We start from the raw sequence: 24979 nt of genomic DNA, 5'->3' as shown, positions 1-24979 counted from the left end.
GATAATCTTTTTCAGATTCAATCAATAATTGAACCGCTCTTTCTCTGATTTCAGGGGTATATTTTAATTTTGTCATCGGGATAGTCTCTCAGAATATTGACTCTCCGACAAACCCGGTACGGTTCACTCTCGAATTTGATACCATCCTGCTAAAAATTCACGTAATAATTCTTTTTCATTCCACTCTTGATCAGATAGGCATTGATTTAATAGTGTTATATGTCGCTTTATTGATTCCTCAAATGCGAGTTCAGGTACTTCGTAATTGATAGAAACAGAATCAGGAACATTTACACAAATAGAAGCAACTCCCCATTTATCGAATGATAGGGTATGTGCCAATCGTGGAAATGCTTCAGGCTTTTCGAGAACAAAAGATGGCATTTCCTTGAGTTCATCAACTTTAATGTGAATGAGGGAGACTTCATAACCTGAAATTTCACATTCAACTTTAATGGCCGGCAATAAACAAAACTCTATTGCGGATACAGCGTATCCGCAAGTAGTTAAGTGTTGAATAATAGGTTGATAGTTCATGCGCCTTGAGATGTCCCTACAGCTCCAGAAGTTGCAAATACTGCTTTACGTGTAGCAGAAGCATTATTTGTTCCTTCTGGGAAATCATCACCAAATAGTCCAATAAGGAGCGAACATTGTTTAGATTCATCAGTTTCATCAATGACTGTTTGAAGTGATGAATTTAGAGTGGAAAGTCTGTTTCTAAATCTTGTACCCGTATTGAAACTACTTCCATGAAAGATATCTCGATATGGCGAAACTGGAAGACTAACTTGAACTTTCCATTGATCATCTGGATAAGAAATAAAATATCCAGACCAATTAAGAATGGAATTCACAGTATCTTTCAAGGCTATTAAGTCATTTGGACAACCTTCTGAATCAATACTAGGCCTAAAGTGCTGTTTAATCATAACTGTGAGGCCAATGGAGTAAATCTTTCGGCTTACATCGTGACTAAATTTAAAATTTCTCCATCGTTTTAGATATCTGACCAATCTACGGAATTGATATAACTTTTGGGTTTCATATTCTCCAAATGCTGAAGAATCATTTACCCAACTAATTAATTCTCTCGGAGCTGAGTCAGACCATACCTTATTTTCAGCGTTTGAATCTTTTTTCCCCACCGCTAATTGATAACTTCCCCAAGACGTTTTTCTGTAGATAGGAATGTCGATATGTAAATCTTGAGATTGGTAATCCGCAGTAACACAAGGTTTTTTGATTTTTGCACTGCGGAAGCCTCGGTTCTCTAGAATATCAAGAACTACCTTTTTTGCTTCCACTGGATCTGTGGGTGCCTGATCATGATCAATGACAATTGCACGATCAATATCAAAATCTTTATATTTTTCCTTGATAGCGGTGAAAGTAATTAATGAACCTTGAACAAAATCATCAATAACAGGATAGCCTTTTTCCTTAAATTTTGTTTTGATTGCACTAGTAATACTATCATCTTTTTCCCGAGCCTCCTTATACGCATCATCTTGACGTGTAAGTTGGATTCGTTGATTGAAAGTATTAAATTTACTTTGAATACTCATATGTGTTCTCTAATAAAATATGTCAATGAAATACCTGGCCTTTCTTGAAAAACTAGGTAGAGAACAATTACTTATACGTTATAGAAGACTTTTGAACGAATGGAGTCTTTAAATAAACCCCATAAATTCTAAGAACTAGTCTTTTTTGAACGTTTTGGAAATTTATAAAGACCACCTTTAGGATGATAAATACGTTTTCCATTGCGGGTAATGAAACGTGTATAGATGTATTCAATACCATCAGTATTTGTAGACATAGATCTACTCCTGTATAGGGCTCAGTAAAGTGAGCGCAATAAAGGACTAGACTAGAGAGAACATTGCTATTTGGAGGGCTTTTGCGTTAGAATCAAGACACCACATCTAGGGACTCTAACGTGAAAGACCTTTAGCTTTGCTATAGTCTTTGGTCCAGAATTGCAGGGGCATATGCCCAAATCTGCCTTTCTCACGTTTTCGTAGCCGACCTTAGGGTCGGCTAAATTATTTAAGAAACCATCGTTATTTTCGCCAAGGCTTCTATATCTGCTTTATAAAGCTGACAAAAATCTTCAGGGTATAGATTGAACATTAATGGTAAGTCATTAAGAATTTGTTCTTTGTTTTTTTGGCAAAATTCAAACATTAATTGAGCAAATCGATTTGGGCATTCTCGTTCAAGTGGATATGGTTCCACTTTTCTATACCCATACATACTCATTTGACGCCAAAGTGTTGCTGACTGACGATCACTAATATCCCCTATATGTTTAGCCTTAACAATTAAAGCTGCCATAGAGACTTTCCAAGCTAATTTATTTGTCGCATAGGTTTTTAAGTTTGTTGTGCGTAGTTGTCCCTTGATTGCTTCGGTAGGAACTAAAAATTCGGCTGCAAATTCATTTGCTTCATCTTCCATATCTATAGATGGTGCAAATTTGTGAAGTACTAGATGCCCCAACTCATGGGCTAATGTGAAGCGAATTCGGTCATTAGGCTGATTTTTATTTAAGAAAATACATGGAGGGCAATTCTGAGTTTGTAGAGATACACCATCAATATGATCTTCTGCAAAGTCACAATAAAAGATATAAACACCAGACTGCTCAATTATTTCTGTTAAATTCTCTATAGGATTTAATCCCAGGCCCCATTTCTTACGTAAGTTTTGTGCAGCTTCGCTCGCATTGCTAACATTTATATGAATTTGATAACTAGGTAATTGTAATTTTTCATCTAATTGAGAAAAGATATTTAATGTTTCTAAGTTAGCTGCTTTTATTGTCATTTCAGCATTAATTTGGCTTAGCACTTTAGCTGTCGTCGTAGCTTTTTTTCTATATGCGTGAAGGCTAATTGGAGAAACTTTAAAGTGATCAAGCTGAGTAAAAAAACGTTCGGGAAAATTTAGTGCTTTAGCAAGTTGTTGTTTAGTTTCTTCTGAAGGTTTTAAGTCGCCTTTTTCAATTTTTGATAGGGCTGCCTGAGTGATATTTTTCATATTTTGGACGAGTTCGGTCTGACTCATGCCTCTTAGGTCACGAGCGATTTTTAACATGTCAGGGTTAAAAGTACTCATATATCCTCCGTGAATCAAAAAATCTTCTGATTCAGGAGGAAAGATAGAAGAAAATGTGATGGATGTCAAACATTAGCTGTCATTTTTTCGCAAAAATATAACCAATTTTAAAATCTAATCTATATGTTGTTATATTTTAGCTGTAAAAGTAATGTTTAAATACTATATATAGGTATTTTTATGAAATATTTCATAAAATTCTTTTTTACCCCGAATCTTGGTTCGTTCTCTATACAGAGAACCCACGACTCTTTAACCAGATTCCAACTAACACAGGTGCAGATATGACAGTGGCAATGAGTTCTGCGACTAAGTGCCCATTTTCCACCGTCTGTCCTTTTAGGCGAGCAAGGATGGCATCAAATGAATTACCTGATAAATTGGCAAAATAAATAACGTTAATACAAGCCATTAGCTCTTTAAACTCAGCCGCAGAAAAAGCTGCTTGCAAGCGTGCTGTCGCTGCTTTTGATGGGCGACGTTTTTGATCAGCAAAATGCTGTGCATATAATATGGCCAATACGGTAGGTTTAGTTTGATCAGCTTGATTTAATTGCAACATTTGTTGTAGCTCTTGCAAATCAACATCTTGCTTGAGGGCTGCACCCGTATGAACCCAGTCACAATAACGACAGTCATGTACTGAGGTGACGGCAAGCATCACTTGCTCTTGCAATGCTCGCGAAGTCTTTGGGTGTTTTAAAGCGTGGATCATGACGGGTAAAGCAAGCGTCGCCTGTGCTGTGCTCTCAAGTAGCAATGGGAGTGAAAAAGTACGTTTACGGAAATTGTTCATTCACTGAGTTCCTGTGATTTTTGTAAAATGGCCTGACTGACATGACTTGACCATGCCGCAATCGTCATGGATGGTGGAGTGCCAGTTGCCGCTGGTAGTGCGCTGCCATCGGTAATATAGAGGTTAGGGTGTCCAAACACTTCACCGTGTCCATCCACCACGCCTTGTTCTACGTTCATGCCGATACGTGCGCCACCCAAAGGGTGTACGGTCATAGGGACTTGAGGCAAAAACCATGCACGACGGTTTGATATGATTTTTAGTTGTTTGAGTGATTGATAAATACTCTTAAAGACAGGGCTTTTGTTTTGTTCAAATTGCACAGAAATATCGTGCTGTGCCCAAGTTATATTGCCATCAGCTGCATCTTGTCCCATACCCACCAAAATCAACCAATGCTTCAACTGCCTGTGCAAAAATGTTGGTAGTAGTGGAATTTGCTGCAAAATATTCAAACCTGTCGCATACAAAAATGGCGCACCGGATTGGTCGCCTACTTGAAAGCGTCCCATGCTGGGTGGTGACTGACGAAAATCTTGTGTATCTCGACCTGCACGCCACAGTGCAAATACATCGCCATTACCAGAAAAGCCTTGGCCAAGCGCGGATAATCCATTCAGCCCACCTACCTGTCGTGAACGGAATAAAATACGCATGCTATTGATGACACCTGCGGCTAGTACCACAGTTTTAGTGACAAAAATTTTGTCTTGCTGTTTCTGGTGATCAACGCTATGCACATGATAATGGTCGTCAACGCGTTGTATCGTCAGACATTCATGCTCAGCATAGACGGTTAATCCTTGCGATAACCTTGGCAATAACAGTTGCTCATCTAGTCCAACTTTATGATTTGCAGCATCACCGAGCATACCGTGATTGCTGTACTCACCTCTAAAGCGAAAGCCTAAAGCAGGCTGCTTACTCTGTGTATTGAGTGACGGATAGTTTGCCAGTGCTTGATCAATTTTATTGGGTGCATCAATCATCTGCTCTAATGGCTGAGAGCCCATTTGTGCCAAAATCCAATCATAATGTGGCGCCATTTGCTTGGCACTTAATCCAATTGCGCGATTATCCCAATACTGTGGGTCTGTTGGACGCATATTCATAGACCAGTACACATGACTGCCACCACCGACGCCCGCCGAGCAAAGTACGCTCATTTGCGAATGTAGACTTAGATCAAATAGTCCATGGCGATTAAGCATTTTAGGACCATTCAATAGACCAACGCTCACTTGACGTAAAAAATGGCTAGGCAAGTGCCGACCATGTGGGAATGGTTGTAGCGTTACACCTTGCTGGGGCAAACCCGACTGTCGATTCGACTCACTGTCCCGCCAAGGGCCACGCTCCAATAAGCTAACTTTTTTACCTGCATCAACCAAACGAGCAGCACAAACAGCACCACCAAAACCACTGCCAATCACTAAAATATCAGTCTTGATCATGTTTAATCCTCCTTGACACAAGGTTGATCTCGCCGCCACCACTCACGCATACCACCCTGTAATTGACTGGCATTGAAACTCATTTTCTTTAACTGACGAGTTGCAGGAATACTACGATGTGCCGACAAACAAATCGTTACCACAGGCCGAGTTGGATCTAGATCAAGTTTGGCAATATGTACTGAGTTAAACTGTGTGATTGGCACATTAATCGCACCTTTGATGTGGCTCTGTCGAAACTCCAGTGCCGTTCTGACATCTAAAATTTGTACATGATCCATGATTTTATTAAGCTGTTGTACTGAGATTTCTGGTACTTTGCCAAAAGGCAACCAATTTAAAATGTTCATTAGGGTTTCCTCAAATGAAGGGTTTTTCGATAACGCAGTCGAATTGCTTCCCTTAGGTATATTGCTGCTCTAAATAACGAATAATTGCTTTGGACTCGAACAATCCTGTATCTGTGTTTGGGTCATATAAGTATGGAAATTGTACTTTACCAGTACGAGCGAGTAGTTCAGCGCGTTTAGTCCCTGCAATCGGCTGATATGTCCCTAGATTGGGGCGAAGCCATGGTAGCCCTTGGTCTGCAAGTTGTTGCTTGCCAGAGTTTCTCAGCACATAAGCAAGACTAAGTTCAGATAATTTTTCTCGTACTAGTCTAGAAAATGGACTGGCTTCAAAACTAAATAATTCTAATGGCTGAACTACCGCCTTGGCAGCTGAGCTATTCTGATGTGCTTTGAGTCCTGCTTTGAGTCGCAAAGCAGTCGCCAATTGTGACTGACGTAAGCCCAAATTTTGAGGAGCTCGCAGTGTCTTTTCTGGCATATAAGTTTGAAATAAATAGTCGATAATTTGACGTGCGTCATACAGGTAGCGACTGGTGTTGGGATCATATAGAAAAGGAACTTGTGACTTGCCACCGAGTGCGGTGAGACGATCCCAATGGTGCTTACTGCCTTTGGGGCAAGGATAAATTAGCACATCAAGATCTAATTGAGTTAACGCCTCACGAACAGGACGACAATAAGGACAGCCCTCTATATCATAAAATTCCAGTAGTTTGGCTGGTTGCTCTAGACGGACAATGGCAGATAAGCCTTTCCCTCCACGAACACCAGATGCTAACGCCGAGGTCAGTAGTGTAATCATGGCATAACTCCCTTTGACACATTTTTTGGGCTGCTTAAACTAAAGTACGCCACACAATAAAATTGATCACTGGCCAGCCAGTTCATTCGAGCCAAAAATTGATTCTCGCCTAAAATGCGTACCTCACCTCGGATATGCCGTAACAGCAATGGATTATTGGCAACGTTATAATCTAGCCAAAGGCAGGGTTGCTGATCGACTGGGCTATCTTGTTCTAACATGGTGTATTGGCCAAATTGTTGCCCCCACAACCATAAGTTGGCGCCTGTGCCCTCTGCATTAAAAGCCTTTCCTTTCCAAGGGTTTATCCCTGCATTGAGTAAGGTGGCCACTGTTTTTCGAACCAGTGTTGGCATTTTTTCTACTGTAATCGGTGCATAGAGCTTACCGACCCATGCGCGACCTGCAAGCTGGTCTGATGTTGCACTGGGTAACGTCGAGAAATACTGTGCCAGTTCAGATTGTGGCTTTAATTCCAGCTCAGATAACGGCAACGTTGCTGTGGTCACGTTTAACATGTCTAACACTCACTGAATAAGTTGTATAGTCAGTGTGCTTAAATGTTGATTGGCTGACAAACGATATAAATTATGTCTGCAAATTAGAAAAACTAATTTAAATCTTGCAAGCGCTGTATAAGCCACGCTAAGAAAGTTTGAATGGCTTGCTCTTGTAAACGCCCTTGCTTGGTCACTGCATAAATTTTGCCATACCCTGAAATAGCAGACCCGATAGCAACTAACTGCTTATTTTTGATCGCAGCATTCTCAATTGGATGTAAAGCAAGTGCCACGCCAAGATTGTATGCAGCATCAATAGCGGCTGGATAATCATCAACATAGATCGATTCATTTTTATCAGGTAAGGGTAACCCTAAAGACTCCAACACCAATGTCCATGCTTCTGGTCTAGATGTCATATGAATTAAAGGGGCATGAGCCAAGCGCTCGGGGTGCAATTTTAAGTTGAGCTGAGAAGCAATTTTCGGTGCACACACAGGCTGAATATTGAGATCCATTAACTTCTGATGTTCGCAACCAAACCATGGCGGTTCACCAAAACGAATAGCAACATCTGCTGTATTATGCTGCAAGTCTATATACTTTAATGAAACATCGAATCTGAGCTCAATCTCAGGCCATGCTTGTTGAAATGTGCGTAGATGAGGGAAGATAACTCGACTAGCCACTGGTGGCATGCAGCTAATTTGCAGCACGGTTCGATTATATCTCTGCATGAGCTGAACGGTATGATCTTGAATCAAATACAATTGTGGCTGAATTTTTTGCCAGTACCATTGTCCAGCTTCGGTCAGCTTGAGTGACTGATGTTGGCGCTCAAACAGCAAAATACCTAGATTGGCTTCAAGATTTTTGATTTGCTGGCTAACGGCTGAAGGAGTGACACACAATACTTCAGCAGCTTGCTTAAAACTTTTATACTCAGCAGCAATATTAAAAACCCATAAAGCATTAAATGAGTCAAATTTTTGACGTTGCATAGAAACTACACTTACCCTAGTCATTTGAGAGAGAAAAAATAGTCTAATTTATTATTACTAATTTTCTACGCTTGAGGAATAATATCCTGATCCCAAGACATGCGCATAAACGGTTTTGGTGCATAAATCATGATTTGAACTAAGTGCTCTTACGCTAACAAACTAAAGACACTCATCTTAAACCAGCATTTTAAAATGATTGCGTACACGATACGAGCATGAAGTTTAGTCTCACCTGAGGTCTAGCCAAAACAATGAACAGAACACGCTCCTCTATAGTTAATATTACGTTAACTATAGAGATACAAGAAATGGTTAACTATCTATCAGAAAACAAACAATTTCATTTAATTGCATAAAGGTGACGATGACTTTTTCAGTCCATTACAAATCCGATTAGCCCAGCTTTCTAAGTCTTCAATAGCGACTTGCTGCCCCTCATCAATACGTGGATGATTAAATCTGACTTGTTGAGTGGCTATTTTTTGGATGAAGCTATTTGGCCAGTTAAGTGTTTTTTGAACTACAAATTTACGAATTTTTTCATAATCTTCTTCCCAAGAATTCATATCTTTTATTGTTAATAATTGCGTAGAAAGACGGGTCGCATTATCGGATGTGTCAACTTCCAATAAAATGAAATGCTGCCCTTGATGGGGTCGTCTCAGGAAACGGAAAATATAGCACGCTAAGGATTTTCACTCCGACTTCTTTTAACGATATCCAACACGGTATTTTTGCTTAGATTGACCAGCCGACCGACTTGTCGATAAGAGTGTCCAGCAGACACCAACTCCAACACTTTAGGTGCCAGACGATCTGACTTGGTACGTTGACCAGGACGACGACCAAACACAACGCCACGCGCTTGTGCCGCTGCTACACCAGAGCGCACACGTTCACGTAGTAAATCTCCCTCAAACTCTGCTAATGCAGACATCACAGAAGCCATGAGCTTTCCCTGAGATGTGGAAAGGTCAAACTGCAAACCTGTTTGTGCCACCAGAGATACCCCGAAATGCCCAAGATCTTGTAATGACTGTACGAGATCCACGGTGCTTCTGCCCCAGCGTGTCAATTCCGTCACCAAGATGGCATCGATTTCACGAGATTGCGCCATGGTCATCAAGTATTTTCTTTGCAATCTCTCATCCTTACTGCCTGATGCAGTTTCTTTCCAAACACCGACAACATCGTAGCCGCAACGATTGGCGTAGGCACGTAGGTCATATTCCTGTCGTTCGCAGGACTGATCGTTCGTTGATACTCGGCAATAAATGGCCGCATTCTGTCCCAATTGAACCTCCTTGCGAAATTGCAGCGCAAAGCTAAGCGTGGCGGTACAAAATAATGTACCTTTAATAGTTTAGTTTATTTGGGACTAATGAGCCATGCCGCGCCATTCTATTTTGTCGTCCACGGAATTGGGAAGCCTGTTCGAAATTCCAGATGATAGAGCTTTTATGCTTCAGCATTACACTCTGAGTGATTCTGATAAATCCATAGTCCATCAACATCGAGGGGCATCCAACAAGCTAGGCTTTGCAATTCAACTTTGCTACATGCGTTACCCTGGAGTGATATTGGGTATTAACGACGAACCATTCAAACCCTTACTTTTCATGATGGCTGCTCAACTTAGTATATCAGTGGACTGCTGGAATGATTATGGTCAGCGCGAGCAAACAAGACGAGAACATATTGCCGAATTGAAAAAAGTTTTTGGGTTCAAACTATTCACCTTGAGTGACTATCGGCAATCGGTCAATATGATGGTGGATTTGTCCCTTCAGACAGATAAAGGTCTTATTTTAGCCACAACTCTCGTTGAAAATTTACGACAAAAATCAGTCCTTTTGCCAGCTATAAATGCAATTGATAGTATTTGCGCAGAAGCAATCACATCTGCCAACCGCATAATTTATACTGCTTTGACGAGCTCACTTTCAGAAACTCATCGTCAAAATATAGATGCTTTGCTGAACCGTAAAGAGGGCAGCAAACTGACAATATTGGGGTGGCTTAGACAGTCACCAGCTAAACCAAACTCAAAGTACATGCTTGAGCACATTGAGCGGCTGAAGTGCTTACAAGCCATCGATCTACCTGAAGACATTGGAAAACACGTTCATCAAAATCGCTTACTGAAAATTGCTCGCGAAGGTGGGCAAATGACTCCTGCTGATTTGGCCAGATTTGAATCTCAACGTCGATATGCCACTTTGGTAGCAATCGTTGTGGAGAGTATGGCCACGATCACCGACGAAATTATTGACCTGCATGATCGCATTATTGGAAAGCTATTTGCTATCGCAAAAAATAAACACCAGCAACAATTTCAATCATCAGGTAAAGCGATCAACGACAAAGTGCGTTTGTATGGGCTTATCGGGAAAGCCTTGCTAGATGCCAAGCAAAATGGCAGTGATCCGTTTGCCGCCATCGAAACTGTTATTTCATGGGATGCTTTTGCAGCAAGTATTACTGAGGCAGAAAAACTGGCGCAACCCGAAGACTTTGATTTTTTACCACGAATTGGCGAGAGCTATGCAACTTTACGCCGTTACGCGCCAGAACTTCTTGCCATACTTAAATTGCGTGCTGCCCCAGCAGCAAAAGATATGCTTGCCGCTGTAGAGTTGCTCCGCAGCATGAATGTTGATAATACACGAAAAATCCCCTCTAATGCTCCAATAGCGTTTATCAAAAAACGGTGGGCAAGACTAGTCTTTACCGATGATGGTATTGATCGCCGCTATTACGAAATATGTGTGTTATCTGAACTTAAAAACTCGCTACGGGCTGGGGATCTCTGGGTACAAGGCTCTCGCCAATTCAAAGACTTCGATGAGTATTTAGTGACTGCTGATAAATTTAATCAGCTAAAACAGTCCAATGAGTTACCTCTAACCATTACTACTGATTGTGATCTATATTTGCAAAGTCGCCTTTCACTATTGGAGCAGAAATTAGCAATCATTAATCGCATGGCAGCGACCAACGATTTGCCTGATGCGATGATCAATCAATCTGGTCTAAAAATAACACCTCTCGATGCCGTGGCTCCTGATACAGCCCAAACTTTAATTGACCAAACAGCAATGCTGTTACCACATATCAAGATCACCGAATTATTAATGGAGGTCGATGAATGGACAGGCTTTACTCGACACTTCACTCATTTGAAAACGGATGACACTGCGAAGGATAAAGCGTTATTGCTCACGACCATACTGGCTGATGCAATTAATTTAGGGCTGACGAAAATGGCCGAATCATGTCCTGGTACAACTTATGCCAAACTCTCATGGCTACAGGCTTGGCATATCCGTGATGAAACTTATTCAACGGCATTGGCCGAATTGGTGAATGCTCAATTGAAACAACCTTTCGCTGAAAACTGGGGAGATGGCACTACCTCCTCATCAGATGGCCAACGCTTCCGCGCAGGTGGCAGAGCTGAAAGTACAGGACATATCAATCCAAAATATGGCGCAGAGCCTGGAAGGTTATTTTATACACACATTTCTGATCAATACGCACCATTTAGCAGTAAGCTGATCAATGTGGGCGTTCGTGATTCAACCTATGTTCTTGATGGGCTGCTGTATCACGAGTCTGATTTACGCATCGAGGAACACTACACCGATACGGCTGGATTCACCGACCATGTTTTTGCACTCATGCACATGCTAGGGTTTCGATTTGCACCACGAATTCGTGATCTGGGCGATACGAAACTCTATATTCCAAAGTCAGACATAGACTATGCCGCACTTAAACCCATGATTGGCGGCACACTGAATATCAAACAGATTCGTACTCATTGGGACGATATTTTGCGTCTGGCCGCATCAATCAAGCAAGGGACTGTCACAGCGTCGCTAATGCTACGTAAACTCGGTAGTTATCCACGACAGAATGGTTTGGCATTGGCATTACGAGAGCTGGGGCGTATTGAGCGCACACTGTTTATCTTGGATTGGTTGCAAAGCGTAGAACTACGCCGTCGGGTTCAAGCTGGATTAAATAAAGGTGAAGCCCGTAATGCATTAGCGCGCGCCGTTTTCTTTTATCGATTGGGTGAGATTCGAGATCGAAGCTTTGAGCAACAGCGTTATCGAGCCAGTGGCTTGAATCTAGTGACCGCCGCCATTGTATTGTGGAACACGGTTTATTTAGAGAGAGCGACTAACGCCCTACGAGGGCATGGTCGCACAGTCGATGATACCTTGCTGCAATATCTGTCACCGCTGGGGTGGGAGCACATCAATTTAACTGGGGATTATCTATGGCGAAGCAAAGCCAAGATAGGTGGTGGAAAATTTAGGCCATTGCGCGCAATTGAAAAACCTTAGCGTGCTATATTTTCCGTTTCCTGAGACGACCCCTACAAGGGCCGTAAGCCGTCACTGACTCCTGAACAAGTGGCTCTGCTGCATCAACGTCTTGAATCTGGCGACTACAAAACCAAGCGAGCATTGGCGAAGGAGTTTGGGATTTCTGCGCCAACGCTGTATCGGTATCAGTAGTAGTTCCAGCTATTTGATATTATTTGTCTATCTATTGAAAATTTTTCTGAGTAAAACAGGGTCGGCATCCTGAACTGAGCTTGCTCCAATTTTATTTGCTGCTAACCGTAAACAGGAATCGACCGATACAAACCAACTTGCCATCAAGTAGTAACTGAACCGATACTGTCGTAATGCGCCGACCCGCACGAACAATACTGGGGACTGCCTGTAACGTACCTATAAATGCTGGCCGCAGGTAATCAAAGGTCATCGTGGAGCATAAGGGCAGCTCATTATCACCACGCTGACGGGCAAGATAGGCGGCGGCGGCCACTTCACCAAAACTCGCGAGAATGCCGCCATGAAACGTGCCAATCATCGGGTTGCCGATATGCGAATCACGAAAGTCCATAAAGTACTGTATTTCTCCATGTTGCATTTCCTCACGAAAACCTAGAAAATCGACAAAAGGCTCGTCACACAATTTTAGTGGGGGTGTTTCCGCGCTCATCTGATTTACTATACTCATATCACTCGCCTCGCGCTTCATTGCTGTCAAAAGAGGGTCCCATCGTGCCGATTGCGAAAGAACCAGTGACAGTAGCCAGTAGCTCACCACTGTCTTCTGCAACCGCTCGGCCCGTGATAAAGGCCACCGTATCGGTTCTACCAATGCAATCCACTATCGCCTTTAAACCTACCGCAGAGGGAATACGTCGCAAAAAATCGACACGCAAATCAATAGTGGCAATCGGCTCTAACGACCGCAATGACGAAAAAATAGATAAGCCGCAAGTCGTATCCAGCAGCGTCACCAAAGCCCCTCGATGCAGTGAGCCTTTACGGTCAGAGAGTTGCTCAGAGAAGGGCATCGTCATCTCGGCATGACCATCGCTCACTGCACCAACACTAATATTGAACATATTGAATAAAGGGTGATTAGTACCAAAAAACGCCTTAGCCATGGTCAGGTGTGCCGTGTTATTACTGTCCATTTTTGAACTCCCGCCATTGCTGGCTGATTTTATTGCGAAAAAATTAGCGGCACGTCTCAAAGTGCAAGGGCGGCATCTGTATAATTACGTTCGGCCTGCATCACCGCCACAATGGCCTCTTCAATGGCGGCATATGGAAAGTTTGTGCTTTCCGAGGCAGACTTCAAACACATGGCTAATGCCGTCCATGCTTTTTCGCAAGCCCTCATTAACAGGGGCAGTCGATATTGCTGTACACTTGCGTCATAGTGAACCGCTTCATCAAGGAATTCAGCGTACATTTTGCGGAAGCCGCCGCCACCTGTGCCACGCTTTTCAATAATTTGGTAGGCAAATCGGGTCGTCCAGTGCCAATCGCCTGTGGCTCCCCAACGACTCAGTTCGGCCAGCCATGTTTCCAGTGCCGATATGCCACTCACAGCTAATGACTTGGCGTTGTCATGGATGACACCGGTAATCATCTCGGGGGTAATTTCGCCTTGAAACGCGGTGGGCGTGAACATATTGCCATAGTGAATAAATGGGGGCTGTGTAGAAAAACGTGCGCGGGTCAGTGCCTCTCGCGTCACCGACAAAACACTCGGACGCTCGGTATCGGTGACAAATACCGCACCTGTCTCTGGATTTCTCGACCAAGCGGCTATGGCGTGACCGGGAAAGTGCGTGCTGCTGTTGAAGTAAGGTAAATAAAAAATATCCGTCAGCAACAGGGTGGGGTGACCCGCATCCAAACATTTCTCCAGCGCGGTGGCTGCCGATTCGGGTGACTCGAAGGTTTGCCACTCAAAGGGTATACCGATACTTTCAAATACGCGCGCTTCAAACCCCAAAGACCGCACATGCACTAAAAATGGCACAGGGGCGTCAGCCATTTCCAAATAGGTCACGCCAAGCCCTGAGCCTAATCCAAAGCACATGGCCTCGGAAATATTCAGCCCATTAAACTCGAGCAAATCACGAATTGCGGAGCTGCCACAATGCCTCCCGATGGCGTGCGTGATACGGGATGGAGTCTTATAGTTGGTCACAGGTTTTTTGCCTCTTCGTGAAAATCTGGATTAAGGATGCCTCTTGTCATCATCTGCCATATCGCATCCGCGATCTGTTCAAGATTGTACTTACCATTTTCTTTATACCAAGTGGCAGCCCAGTTTATTGCTCCTAGCCCAATCAGTCTTAACAGATCTGCATCCACATCGTTTCGGATACAACCATAAGACTGCAGATCATCAAGAATTGTCTGCCAATATCGCTCGTATCTGTCTCTCTCAGCAATAATCTGCTCACGTGCGACTCCATGTACCGAGCGCCACTCAAACAACAACACATAAACCATATCGTCACCCGACATAAGGATATCGACATGTGTCTGCAGTGCCGATTGCATTTTTTTGAGTGGATCTTGAATCGCGGAAGTCGCCTCAACAATCCTGTAAATAGTTCTCTCAATAGCAAGCCGCATCATATCAACCAAAATATCGTCTTTACTACGATAGCGGTAATGCAGACTGCCTGGAAGAATACCACAAGCACTGGCAATTTCTCGCACACTGGTACGCTCAAAACCCTTTTCTCGAAACAGCTTGGCAGAAGCGGCTAATACTCTCTCGCGGTCAGCAACTTCGACTCGCGTAGATTCACTACTCAACATAGTTTGACTCATAACATTATATCAATAAGACAGGTTACTCGACTTGGTCAAGTCGAGTCGAGTCTTTCACGGTCTCTCCTGATCTATACAGCTTTTGCAATGGGGACATTAAAAACAATTCGTGACGCTTCCATAGGGTCTTGATGCTTATCATATTCAGCCAGCCAAGAATTAACCTTTTCTGGGATTTCGGTGTCGCTAGGATGGAAACCTGGCTTAAACCAGTCCAGATAGCGTGGAATAAGTCTGGTAATCAGGCCACGTGGTCCATAGAGGCGATAAAATCCCTTAGCAAGCACCAATGGCTGACCTTGTAGTTTGTCAATTTTCAACATATGCCAAAGAACTGAGCCAACCACCGCATGTACCAGTAGCGTTCCGATAATCAAAGCAGATGCGCGGGTGAAATACCCCCCACCTGCCGCTGTTTCGTAAACATCAAAGGCTACTGTTTTGTGTTCGACTTCTTCTACCCCATGCCACATGAACATGGCACGCATTGCGGGATGAGCATTCTTGAACATCTCACCCTCACCCTCCATAGCACCCTCGCCTAGTACAGCAGTAATATGTTCAAAGGCAGCTGTCATGGCCAACAGATACTTGGCGGGCAGGTGTTTTTGGGAGAGCCGAATAAATAATTTGAATCTTGCGATGACCTTTTCGACATGAATGCCTTGCGACTGCATCACCGCATTATACTGGTCATGCACAATGCCATGTTGCGCTTCTTGGCGAAAAAAGTTTTTGATATCTTCTCTCAGTTTAGGATCTGTGACCAGATCCTGATAGTTACGCACCGACTGAATAAAAAAACGCTCTCCATCGGGGAAGTGAATAGAAAGTGCATCAAAGAAGCGTGTTAACACCGGGTCACCGTCGTTCCAAAAAACTGGAACATCACTTAAATCAAACCGCGGCTTACGTGGCTGGATATTGATCATATGAGTCATGGCGAGAGTTTCCTTGTAAAGGCATCGAATGTCTGTAAACCTGCTATCACATTTGACCTTGAGCAATATTTTTCACCTTGGTCAGGCACAGCAAATATCACACAAGAATTCAACGGGTATTGGTCAAATGACCAAATGCATATTTTGAATATATATTGGTCGATTGACCAAATGTCAAGCCTGTCCTCAAAATTTGATAGAATGAGTTAACAACGCAGCAGGTGAGCCAGATCATCTTTGACATCGAATATAGCTACCAGACCTTTTGGCAGAGGTGTTTTTTTAATGTTAGTTTTTTTACATTAGAGTGTGTTGACGTTTGAAAATATTGATTGCAAATTGGAGGCAGACTCAGAGAATTAAAGCTCTCCCCATCCGAGTCCACCATGCCACGCTTTATGCTGAACGACCAACATTGAGCAAAGATTTCTCCTATGCTCAAGCAACAGGACATTGATCACAAACCAAATTTACGGCTCACCGTAGAAGCCATGCTCTACAGAATGTGGGTGAAATGTCCATGGCTAGACCTACCTCCTGACTGAGTTTGGTCAGCAGCCTAATCTCTACAAAAGATACAACGACTGGTCAGCAAAAGGTTTTTTCCAAAGCATACTCAGGGTTTTATCTACTGACTCTGATATAGAGTAGGGGTTATGGATAGCAATTACGTCAAGGCACATCAACATAATGCACGTGCTGCAACTCACGATCAGGAGGCGATTGGCTTAAGTCGAGGTAGCAAGACAAGTAAGATCCATCTTGCCGTAGATGGGTATGGATTACCCATCGTGTTTGCGATCACGGGTGGTGAATTACACAAAGCCAAAGCTGCACCTGACTTGCTCTCACAGGTATCTATCGATGCCATTCTGATTAACATCTGAATCAGCGTAATGCAAATCTAGCCTGATGTAGTTTTAAGCTACCCCATCAACGCCTGTACCGCAATCGACTCATCCGCCAACCGCAGTGGATCGACCGCCGTACCAGCCGTGATCAGCTTTTTGCTTAGCATAAACTCCTGCGGACGATTCACACAATCCGCCGCAATCAGGCGACCCGCCTGCAAATAAAACGCTGCAAAGCTACGCCTTTGCTGCACATCACCCCGAATCACGATCTGATCATACCCCTGACTGAGTCCCGCAATCTGCAACTTTAGATCATACTGATCTGACCAAAACCAAGGCAAACTCTTCGAGGTCCGCTGTAAGCCACACAAGGTCGCCGAGGCAATTTTGGCCTGTTCATTGGCGTTTGGTACCGACTCCAAGCGCATCCGCCGCTGATAAATCGGATTAAACGCATTGGCACAATCCCCGATGGCCACAATCTCTGGCGCACTGGTACGGCAATACTCATCAATCACAATACCATTGTCCACCTGCAAGCCCGCGTCCAGCGCCAACTCGATATTCGGTACAACCCCGACCCCGATGATCACCAGATCTGCATCGAACATCGAACCATCGGCACACAGCACCGCTTGCGCCCGCCCCTCACCCGTGATCGCCGTGACCGACACACCGGTATGAATCGTCACACCCTGTTCGCGATGAATCCGCGTATAAAAGTCCGACACTTCCGGTGCAGTTACCCGCTGCAAAATCCGCTCGGCGGCTTCCAAGACCACCACCTGCATGCCCTGCTCGGTCAATGCGGCGGCTGTTTCAAGACCGATATAGCCACCACCGATCACCACTGCTTTGCCGTTGGGTTGTACAAATGGCTGGATAGCCTGTACATCGCTGATATTTCTAAGATAATGCACACCTGCCAAATCAGACCCAGCCAGCGACACCGTCCTGACTCGTGCACCGGTACACAGCGCCAACTGGTCATACGCAAGCGTACTGCCATCTTGTAGTGTCACGCTGCGCGCTGCCCGATCAATCGCAACCACCCGCCCGTGCCGAAATTCGATCTGATTTTTTTGATAAAAAGCGGCTGGCCGAATCAATAACTCATCGACCAGTTGTGCACCGCATAAAAAGGTCTTGGACAACGGCGGTCGATGATACGGCAAATACGGCTCATCGCCGATCACCACAATCTCGCCCTGCCAGCCATCTGGCCGCAGACTTGCCGCCAACTGCGCCGCAGCATGACTTGCGCCAATGATGACGATTGTTTGCATATGAATTCACTCAGTTCATGGTTGATGCACAGCATCAATTGTTGCCGACGACAGTTGCAAAATGCCTCTGTCGCCTATTTTGATACCTACGCTTTGGCAGTCAGTTTGACCATCATCTTGGCATAGCCGCGCACAAAGTTAGACTGCACCAACTCTGGCTCACCCAAAACCTCAATATTTTCAAAACGCTGAAGCAGCTCTTCCCATAAGATTCGCAACTGCATCTCGGCCAAGCGATTACCCATACAGCGATGCACACCAAAACCAAATGACAGATGATTACGCGCACCTTTACGATCAATGATCAATTCATCAGGTCGCTCAATCACTCGCTCATCGCGGTTGCCAGAAACGTACCACATCACCACCTTGTCGCCTTTTTTGATGGTCTGACCGTTAAGCTCTACATCTTGCTTGGCAATCCGACGCATATAGGCCAGCGGGGTTTGCCAGCGAATAATTTCGGATACCATGTTCGGGATCAAGCTCGGATTGTTTTTGAGTTTGACGAACTCATTTGGAAACAGGTTAAGTGCGTATACCCCACCCGTCATCGAGTTGCGTGTGGTATCGTTGCCGCCGACAATTAGCAAGACCAAATTGCCCATAAACTCCATCGGCCGATAAATCAGGTCTTTAGTCGCTTCGTTTGACTGCATCAAGCTGATCAAATCATAGCCCATTTCAGCGCCTGCAGATTTTTGTGCGGCTTTTCTATGCCATAACTCCGCAAAATGCTTTGCTGCATCGACTGCTGCATCAAAAATCTCATCCAAATTTGTCACTGTCCCACCTGTGGCCTCCGCAGTGCCAGCCATCAAGTCTGACCATTCAACCAATTTGTGCCGCTTTTCGTATGGGAAATCAAATAATGTTGCCAACATACGGGCTGTCAGCTCAATCGAAACATTCTGCACCCAATCAAACGGCTGATCCGTTGGCAACTGATCCAAAACCTCTTGCACGCGTAGCCGAATCAAACCCTCTAGCTCTTTGAGATTTTTTGGTGCGACTACATCCTGTACGGCCTGCCGCTGCACATCGTGCTTGGGTGGGTCCATTGCAATAAACATTTCAGCATCTAACCCAGGAGGGGTGTTGCCAATCGCGATCACAGGTTCAGCTGAAAAAATCTCATGATTTTTATCGACATAGACAATATCATCGTAACGCGTGACCGACCAAAATGCCCCAAACGGACTGTTGGCTTGATAATGTACCGGTGCTTCATCACGCAGCCGCTTAAAGTAAGACTGCCATTTTTTTTGCTTGTATAAAAATGGGTTGCTAACATCAATCTCAGCAAGTGCCAGTGTTGCAACTTCTGGAATCGGTTGCTCGATAAATGCAGGAAATTCTTGCACGTTAAACACACGGAATTTGGCTTTTTGCATCCACTGAATGCCGCGAACCTGCGTGTGCAATGGGACAAAACGGGTCACTTGACCATGCAAAAACTGCTTGCCCGTTTGAAACTGCTCATTAGACTTGACTTTATCCGTAACCGTGGTTGCTACGTCTGCAGCGGTGCTGGTGACAGTTTGGGTTATTTTCTCAAAAATTTCTGCGACTGAGTTCATGATGGTCTCCTGACTGAGCATCGTTGACGAGGTGTGTTTGTTAAGGCGGTTGATCCGCTGGGTTACAGCTGACGTGTTACATCTGAAACTCAGGCAGATGTACCGTCATGCCATCCATTGCATCGGTCACTTGGATACAACACGCCAAACGTGAGGTGGCAGCACGCTCTGGGGTCATTTCCAACATCTGCTGCTCATTCGCTTGTGCCGTACCCGCAACATCCGACCACTCAGCACTGACAATCACGTGGCAGGTACCACAGGCGCATTCGCCACCGCAATCCCCATCAATTCCGGCAACACCGTTTTCAACCGCCAACTGCATTAGTGACTTACCCGCTTCGATTGCAACGCTGGTTTGTGCACCATCGTGGGCAATAAATGTAATTTGGCTCATGGCTACGACTCCGATTTGGCTTAATTTCACTGTTCAAGCTCAAGATTACGCACTCTCTGCGGTTCTGTAGAGGTTATTATTTGACAAATAGAGGTCATAAAAAGACAATATTACCTCGTCAGCCAATAAAGCATATTCCATGTATCAGACTCACTCAGGCAAAGAACCCGCGATCATTCCGTGTAGCTATACCCGTTTGATCGGTCGAGAACTGGACTTACAAGCGCGCGATCTGCCGAAATTATTAAAATTCACTGCGCTGACCACTGAGCAACTGATGCGTGATGACACCATGATCACGGCCAGCCAACAAGCTCAGATCCTGCAAAACAGCATAGATCTATCAACATCTGAACAGTTCGGTTTGCGCTTGGGTCAGCGCCTAACTCCCTCAACGCATGGTGCGATGGGCTTTTTAATCAATAGCAGCCCGAACTTATTGGCCGTGTTACAAGCGTTTCAAACTTTTTTGCCGACCCGTATGAGTTTGATTAGGCTCGAAACACACACCAATGCTGAGTGGACGACCTGCTTGATTTTCTTTGAGCAGACCTTGAGTCATGCAGTACATCGGCTACTGTCCGAAACTGTTGCGGTGATTTTTTCGGAATGTGCCGAATTTATTGTTGGACGACCGCTGACCGAGGCGGTGATTCAGTTTAGCCATCCCGCCCCCGATCATCATGCCTGTTACGCGGATTATCTTGCCGGTACCTATCAGTTTGATCAGCCACAACTGTCGATCCGAGTGCCGACCGAGTTGTGCTTGATTGCCAATGCATCCGCGCAGCACGATAGCTATCTGCTGGCGATGCAACAATGCGAAATGATCCTCAACCGGCTCAAGACCCAACAACACAGCACCACCTACCAAGTGCAAAAAGCCATGCTGTCCTATCCGCTCGGGCAACTGAGTGAAGAGGATCTGGCTGCAGCCTTGTTTATGAATAAGCGTACGCTGGCCAGACGTCTGGTCAAAGAGAACACGAGTTACCGGCTGATTCGAGATCGGATTTTATCTGAGAAAGCCAGTAGTTATTTACATGACCCTCAAATATCGGTCGAGGCAATTGCCAGCTTACTGAATTACCACGACTCTGCTAATTTTCGGCGCGCGTTTAAACGCTGGTTTGGTGTATCACCAAGTGCTTATCGGCGAAAAATCACCCATCGGCAAGAAGAAAATGACCTGAGAGAATGAGGTTGTTCGTATGATTGTTAATACGTTGAAACATCAATACGCCCTAGAAAAATACCTTAAAACGCTATGTCAGAGATGGCAATCATATGGCAGCCCTCCACTTCCAATCCGATAACCTCAACTCAACCCAACGCTTGCAACCCGCTGTGAACTCTGTAGAGGTTTTAATTCCCATTGCAGCCCATCCACCGTCAATGTCTTCAGTTAGGGGTCGTCTCAGGAAACGGAAAATATAGCACGCTAAGGATTTTCACTCCGACTTCTTTTAACGATATCCAACACGGTATTTTTGCTTAGATTGACCAGCCGACCGACTTGTCGATAAGAGTGTCCAGCAGACACCAACTCCAACACTTTAGGTGCCAGACGATCTGACTTGGTACGTTGACCAGGACGACGACCAAACACAACGCCACGCGCTTGTGCCGCTGCTACACCAGAGCGCACACGTTCACGTAGTAAATCTCCCTCAAACTCTGCTAATGCAGACATCACAGAAGCCATGAGCTTTCCCTGAGATGTGGAAAGGTCAAACTGCAAACCTGTTTGTGCCACCAGAGATACCCCGAAATGCCCAAGATTGTTGACGCTCACTTAATATTGACCAGCGATGCTCGTTGAATATTGACCAGGCATTTAAGCGGCACTGTTGCAAATAGGCTGACATGATAAGCTAAATATCTTATTTATTTCGAGATACAGCAGATGAATCCCTTCCACGGTCGGCACTTTCAAGGTGAAATCATTCTTTGGGCTGTTCGTTGGTATTGTAAATATGGCATCAGCTATCGTGAACTTCAGGAAATGCGGCACTGTTGCAAATAACCACGAATGGTAAGCTGAAGACTGTTTTAGCTAAAGGTGCAGCATATGAATCCTTTCCATGGTCGGCATTTTCAGGGCGAAATCATTCTTTGGGCTGTGCGCTGGTATTGTAAATATGGCATTAGCTATCGTGAACTGCAGGAAATGCTGGCCGAACGGGGTGTGAATGTTGATCACACGACTATTTACCGTTGGGTTCAACGTTATGCTCCTGAAATAGAAAAACGTTTACGCTGGTATTGGCGTAATCCTACAGATCTGAGCTCGTGGCATATTGATGAAACCTATGTAAAAGTGAATGGACGATGGTCTTATCTGTATCGTGCAGTCGATCAACGTGGCGATACCATTGATTTTTATCTTTCTTCTAGACGTAATACCAAATCAGCATATTGTTTTCTTGGAAAAATTTTAAATAATGTGAAGAAGTGGCAAATTCCACAAGTGATCAACACGGATAAAGCACCCACATATGGACGTGCTTTATCACGGTTAAAACGGGAAGGTAAATGTCCGCCAAACCTTGAGCACAGGCAGATTAAGTATAAAAATAACGTGATTGAATGTGATCATGGCAAGCTAAAGCGGATCATCAGGGCCACATTAGGATTCAAATCTATGAAGACGGCTTATGCCACAATTAAAGGTATTGAAGTCATGCGTGCACTACGTAAAGGACAAGCATCGTCATTTTATTATGGTCAGCCTCAGGGTGAAGTGTGTCTAATCAACAGGGTTTTCGGTCTCTAAGTACTTTTTAAAGGGAACATCATCGACTCAAATCTCTATTTGCAACAGTGCCGTCCATTGCAACTCTTTTCATAGCTAATTTGAATATCAATATGCTTTTGTCTTCTGCGAATGGTTGAATAATCCAGAGCTGTCCAATCTAATCCGCAAAGTTTAATCAAGCTTTGGACAAAGCCAGTCACCATGCATACAGAAAGACGAAATAAGGATTTAATCATGAGATAGCACTGAATGGCTATGTCAGAATAAGTTTGATTTCGACCATGTTTTCCTTGTGACTGCGAATATCATTGAATCTTAGTATCAAACCAAATTGTAAAATTACCATGATTGATCAAAGCATGATTGTAGGATGACCAATTCGGTGTACGATAAATTTAGGTGTAGGCTATTGCTGTATAAGACCTTATCGGTAGGTTTGCGCAACAAGGCCTCAAAATCCCACCTTAAAATGCAAATAGCAAAAAAACTCTACCATTCGATTGATTTCATTTTAGAAGTAATGAAATTAGTATCTGTTTGTAATGATATTTTATAAAATTCAATATTAGATCTGCAGAGAAAAACTTATCAAACTAAGTATTGGCTAGTCTTTTTCTTCGAAAAACTTATCAAACGAAGTATTAAGTTAATCTTTTTCTTCAACTTCTTCCTTAAACTCAAACAAATCATTCATCGTACAGTTAAAGTACTTACACAACTTATCGGCGACTGGTAATTCAATACGTACAGCACGGTCATAATACATACTTGTGAGCGTGTTGCGATTGATACCTGTTGCATGCACCACTTCACTTAATTTTAAAATTTTTCTATCGCCCATGAGGCTAGATAACTTACAAGTAATCATATTTAAATTAATTTACAAAAAATAACTTGCTGTGGGTTATTTGAAGTTGTTGACTGAGTAATACTTTGCTAAAATTAACCTACAGCAGGTTATTACAACTTATAGAAAGTATATTTTATCCATTTCAACTAAATTATAACTTTTTAAATATAAGGATTGAACCTGCATTAGATTATTTTGTGGAGATGACCGCCGTGTTACCAAATGAGTTATTGATCAGCCAGCAAGCTCGTGACTTAGGAAATCAATTAATTAAAGAAATGAACATCAATAGAAGTTATGGAATGGCTAATTTTCTTGGAGTAAATACTTGCTATGATAATCATCAGGCTGTACTTATTTGGACATTTCAACTGCTTGAAAGGGAACCTGCCTTAAATGAATTAGCAGAAATTAAAAAATATTTTCTTTTAATCTTTCCAGATAGTGTTTATCAATTAGCCTAAGTTGTTTTTAAAATTAATTTATTAAATAAAAAGCACTAAATCAAAGAAAGCTTTATTTAAAAATACCTATTAATTCAAAAACATACCATTTACTGAATATATGAAGCATAGGTTCCTGCTCTATCACTCACTCGTACTAAAATTACATCGCTCTTTTTACTGATACTAAACAATTTATGTCCACGCCACGTTCTGCGGCTTCGAGGGCTAGTTTTTGTTGAACCACTGAGAACAAGGACAACAAACTGCCTACTATATTTTCCCGGAGAGTGGTGTAGGAACTTTTTCATTATTGCTAATCATATCAGCGACAACATCAGCAACAAGCTCCTCTATTCCTGAGAATGCTTTAGACTGATCCGCATCAAGCCAAGACAATGATGGAAACTCAGCACACAACCCAACATACTCATTATATTCTGCTGACCATGTAACACGGCAAGTATATTGTTTACTATCCATTTGAAACCCCATAATGTTTTAAGTCTATGTATAAAAGTACGATTTTCACTTAGCAGTACTTAAATAATCACCCCACCACTGCATCATTTCAGTCCGCTGGGCTAAATAGTCAGCGTGATTATAGCTGGCACGGGTACGGTTCTTATCAATATGTGAAAGTTGTGCCTCAATCCAATTATCTTG

General features: G+C 43.5%; 27 protein-coding genes and 5 pseudogenes. 7 read left to right on the top strand and 25 right to left on the bottom strand.

Features of this window, described 5'->3' with window-relative positions:
- Positions 1–123: 123 nt before the first annotated feature.
- From NQ782_RS19555 to NQ782_RS19500, 12 genes and pseudogenes are all read right to left on the bottom strand, one after another.
- Positions 124–537: a hypothetical protein gene (locus NQ782_RS19555; RefSeq protein ID WP_267581306.1), complete on the bottom strand. Its 414-nt coding sequence runs from the start codon at positions 535–537 to the stop codon at positions 124–126.
- On the bottom strand, positions 534–1568 hold the full coding sequence (locus NQ782_RS19550) for a nucleotidyltransferase (protein WP_267581307.1): 1035 nt from the start codon (positions 1566–1568) through the stop codon (positions 534–536). Before NQ782_RS19550 ends, NQ782_RS19555 begins: the two co-directional genes overlap by 4 nt.
- A 128-nt stretch (positions 1569–1696) precedes the next feature.
- On the bottom strand, positions 1697–1825 hold the full coding sequence (locus NQ782_RS19545) for a hypothetical protein (protein ID WP_267581308.1): 129 nt from the start codon (positions 1823–1825) through the stop codon (positions 1697–1699).
- 230 nt (positions 1826–2055) lie between these two features.
- Complete coding sequence (locus tag NQ782_RS19540) at positions 2056–3126, bottom strand: ImmA/IrrE family metallo-endopeptidase (RefSeq protein WP_267581309.1); 1071 nt, start codon at positions 3124–3126, stop codon at positions 2056–2058.
- 229 nt (positions 3127–3355) lie between these two features.
- The gene (locus NQ782_RS19535) at positions 3356–3922 is read right to left on the bottom strand and encodes a carboxymuconolactone decarboxylase family protein (RefSeq protein WP_070074594.1); all 567 of its coding nucleotides are present in this window, start codon (positions 3920–3922) and stop codon (positions 3356–3358) included.
- Entirely contained in the window at positions 3919–5376 is a 1458-nt protein-coding gene (locus NQ782_RS19530; RefSeq protein ID WP_267581310.1) for a GMC oxidoreductase, read from the bottom strand. The genes NQ782_RS19535 and NQ782_RS19530 overlap by 4 nt, the downstream gene beginning before the upstream one ends.
- Before the next feature lie 2 nt (positions 5377–5378).
- Positions 5379–5726 (bottom strand): rhodanese-like domain-containing protein, encoded by a 348-nt coding sequence (locus NQ782_RS19525; protein WP_070074592.1) that lies wholly within the window; start codon positions 5724–5726, stop codon positions 5379–5381.
- A 52-nt stretch (positions 5727–5778) separates the two neighbouring features.
- Positions 5779–6531 (bottom strand): glutathione S-transferase N-terminal domain-containing protein, encoded by a 753-nt coding sequence (locus tag NQ782_RS19520; RefSeq protein WP_070074591.1) that lies wholly within the window; start codon positions 6529–6531, stop codon positions 5779–5781.
- Entirely contained in the window at positions 6528–7049 is a 522-nt protein-coding gene (locus NQ782_RS19515) for a hypothetical protein (protein ID WP_267581311.1), read from the bottom strand. The genes NQ782_RS19520 and NQ782_RS19515 overlap by 4 nt, the downstream gene beginning before the upstream one ends.
- Before the next feature lie 92 nt (positions 7050–7141).
- Positions 7142–8032: a LysR substrate-binding domain-containing protein gene (locus NQ782_RS19510; protein WP_267581312.1), complete on the bottom strand. Its 891-nt coding sequence runs from the start codon at positions 8030–8032 to the stop codon at positions 7142–7144.
- 347 nt (positions 8033–8379) lie between these two features.
- Positions 8380–8688 (bottom strand): annotated as a pseudogene (locus tag NQ782_RS19505) (Tn7-like element transposition protein TnsE); the annotation flags it as partial.
- Positions 8689–8720: 32 nt separating this feature from the next.
- Positions 8721–9329, bottom strand: a complete 609-nt coding sequence (locus NQ782_RS19500) for a recombinase family protein (RefSeq protein WP_004726718.1) — start codon at positions 9327–9329, stop codon at positions 8721–8723.
- A gap of 94 nt (positions 9330–9423) precedes the next feature.
- Here NQ782_RS19500 and NQ782_RS19495 point away from each other — a divergent pair, with 94 nt between their 5' ends.
- Together NQ782_RS19495 and NQ782_RS19490 are read left to right on the top strand one after the other, a co-directional pair.
- The gene (locus tag NQ782_RS19495; RefSeq protein ID WP_004726714.1) at positions 9424–12390 is read left to right on the top strand and encodes a Tn3-like element ISAcsp1 family transposase; all 2967 of its coding nucleotides are present in this window, start codon (positions 9424–9426) and stop codon (positions 12388–12390) included.
- A gap of 51 nt (positions 12391–12441) precedes the next feature.
- Positions 12442–12564 (top strand): annotated as a pseudogene (locus NQ782_RS19490) (helix-turn-helix domain-containing protein); the annotation flags it as partial.
- 91 nt (positions 12565–12655) lie between these two features.
- Here NQ782_RS19490 and NQ782_RS19485 read toward each other — a convergent pair.
- The 5 genes from NQ782_RS19485 to NQ782_RS19465 form a co-directional block, all read right to left on the bottom strand.
- Complete coding sequence (locus NQ782_RS19485) at positions 12656–13075, bottom strand: PaaI family thioesterase (protein WP_000029507.1); 420 nt, start codon at positions 13073–13075, stop codon at positions 12656–12658.
- A gap of 1 nt (position 13076) precedes the next feature.
- Entirely contained in the window at positions 13077–13541 is a 465-nt protein-coding gene (locus tag NQ782_RS19480; protein ID WP_000378064.1) for a PaaI family thioesterase, read from the bottom strand.
- A 56-nt stretch (positions 13542–13597) separates the two neighbouring features.
- Positions 13598–14569, bottom strand: a complete 972-nt coding sequence (locus tag NQ782_RS19475; RefSeq protein WP_000186299.1) for a BtrH N-terminal domain-containing protein — start codon at positions 14567–14569, stop codon at positions 13598–13600.
- Positions 14566–15192 (bottom strand): TetR/AcrR family transcriptional regulator, encoded by a 627-nt coding sequence (locus tag NQ782_RS19470; protein WP_000952904.1) that lies wholly within the window; start codon positions 15190–15192, stop codon positions 14566–14568. The genes NQ782_RS19475 and NQ782_RS19470 overlap by 4 nt, the downstream gene beginning before the upstream one ends.
- Positions 15193–15275: 83 nt before the next feature.
- Positions 15276–16145: a metal-dependent hydrolase gene (locus NQ782_RS19465; protein WP_000149466.1), complete on the bottom strand. Its 870-nt coding sequence runs from the start codon at positions 16143–16145 to the stop codon at positions 15276–15278.
- Positions 16146–16801: 656 nt separating this feature from the next.
- On the opposite strand from NQ782_RS19465, the gene NQ782_RS19460 reads away from it, so the two are divergent.
- The gene (locus NQ782_RS19460; protein WP_004656998.1) at positions 16802–17032 is read left to right on the top strand and encodes an IS5 family transposase; all 231 of its coding nucleotides are present in this window, start codon (positions 16802–16804) and stop codon (positions 17030–17032) included.
- Positions 17033–17070: 38 nt separating this feature from the next.
- Here NQ782_RS19460 and NQ782_RS19455 read toward each other — a convergent pair whose 3' ends face one another.
- From NQ782_RS19455 to NQ782_RS19445, 3 genes are all read right to left on the bottom strand, one after another.
- A complete protein-coding gene (locus tag NQ782_RS19455) occupies positions 17071–18285 on the bottom strand; it encodes an NAD(P)/FAD-dependent oxidoreductase (RefSeq protein ID WP_001193555.1) in 1215 nt (404 codons plus the stop codon).
- Between the two features lie 86 nt (positions 18286–18371).
- Positions 18372–19865: a cytochrome P450 gene (locus tag NQ782_RS19450; RefSeq protein WP_267581313.1), complete on the bottom strand. Its 1494-nt coding sequence runs from the start codon at positions 19863–19865 to the stop codon at positions 18372–18374.
- A 76-nt stretch (positions 19866–19941) separates the two neighbouring features.
- Complete coding sequence (locus NQ782_RS19445) at positions 19942–20262, bottom strand: 2Fe-2S iron-sulfur cluster-binding protein (RefSeq protein ID WP_000078398.1); 321 nt, start codon at positions 20260–20262, stop codon at positions 19942–19944.
- A 139-nt stretch (positions 20263–20401) separates the two neighbouring features.
- Between NQ782_RS19445 and NQ782_RS19440 the strand changes: the two genes are divergently transcribed.
- Positions 20402–21463 (top strand): AraC family transcriptional regulator, encoded by a 1062-nt coding sequence (locus NQ782_RS19440; protein WP_267581314.1) that lies wholly within the window; start codon positions 20402–20404, stop codon positions 21461–21463.
- Between the two features lie 240 nt (positions 21464–21703).
- Here NQ782_RS19440 and NQ782_RS19435 read toward each other — a convergent pair whose 3' ends face one another.
- Complete coding sequence (locus NQ782_RS19435) at positions 21704–22057, bottom strand: recombinase family protein (protein ID WP_009516421.1); 354 nt, start codon at positions 22055–22057, stop codon at positions 21704–21706.
- 111 nt (positions 22058–22168) lie between these two features.
- On the opposite strand from NQ782_RS19435, the pseudogene NQ782_RS19430 reads away from it, so the two are divergent.
- Together NQ782_RS19430 and NQ782_RS19425 are read left to right on the top strand one after the other, a co-directional pair.
- Positions 22169–22261, top strand: a pseudogene (locus NQ782_RS19430) (IS6 family transposase); the annotation flags it as partial.
- Positions 22262–22333: 72 nt separating this feature from the next.
- Positions 22334–23038, top strand: coding sequence for an IS6-like element IS1006 family transposase (locus NQ782_RS19425; protein WP_267581315.1), 705 nt, complete (start codon positions 22334–22336; stop codon positions 23036–23038).
- A gap of 47 nt (positions 23039–23085) precedes the next feature.
- Here the strand turns inward: NQ782_RS19425 and NQ782_RS19420 are convergent.
- A pseudogene (locus tag NQ782_RS19420) lies at positions 23086–23415 on the bottom strand (transposase); the annotation flags it as partial.
- 251 nt (positions 23416–23666) lie between these two features.
- Entirely contained in the window at positions 23667–23888 is a 222-nt protein-coding gene (locus tag NQ782_RS19415; RefSeq protein ID WP_004658364.1) for a helix-turn-helix transcriptional regulator, read from the bottom strand.
- A gap of 194 nt (positions 23889–24082) precedes the next feature.
- Here NQ782_RS19415 and NQ782_RS19410 point away from each other — a divergent pair, with 194 nt between their 5' ends.
- Positions 24083–24334 (top strand): hypothetical protein, encoded by a 252-nt coding sequence (locus NQ782_RS19410; protein ID WP_004658363.1) that lies wholly within the window; start codon positions 24083–24085, stop codon positions 24332–24334.
- 252 nt (positions 24335–24586) lie between these two features.
- Here NQ782_RS19410 and NQ782_RS19405 read toward each other — a convergent pair whose 3' ends face one another.
- Positions 24587–24808 (bottom strand): hypothetical protein, encoded by a 222-nt coding sequence (locus NQ782_RS19405; protein ID WP_001986288.1) that lies wholly within the window; start codon positions 24806–24808, stop codon positions 24587–24589.
- A gap of 33 nt (positions 24809–24841) precedes the next feature.
- Positions 24842–24979 (bottom strand): annotated as a pseudogene (locus tag NQ782_RS19400) (integrase); the annotation flags it as partial.

It is taken from the genome of Acinetobacter sp. BD54, from assembly GCF_044778325.1.
Lineage (GTDB): Bacteria > Pseudomonadota > Gammaproteobacteria > Pseudomonadales > Moraxellaceae > Acinetobacter > Acinetobacter baumannii.
This window is presented reverse-complemented; position numbering and strand designations above follow the sequence as displayed.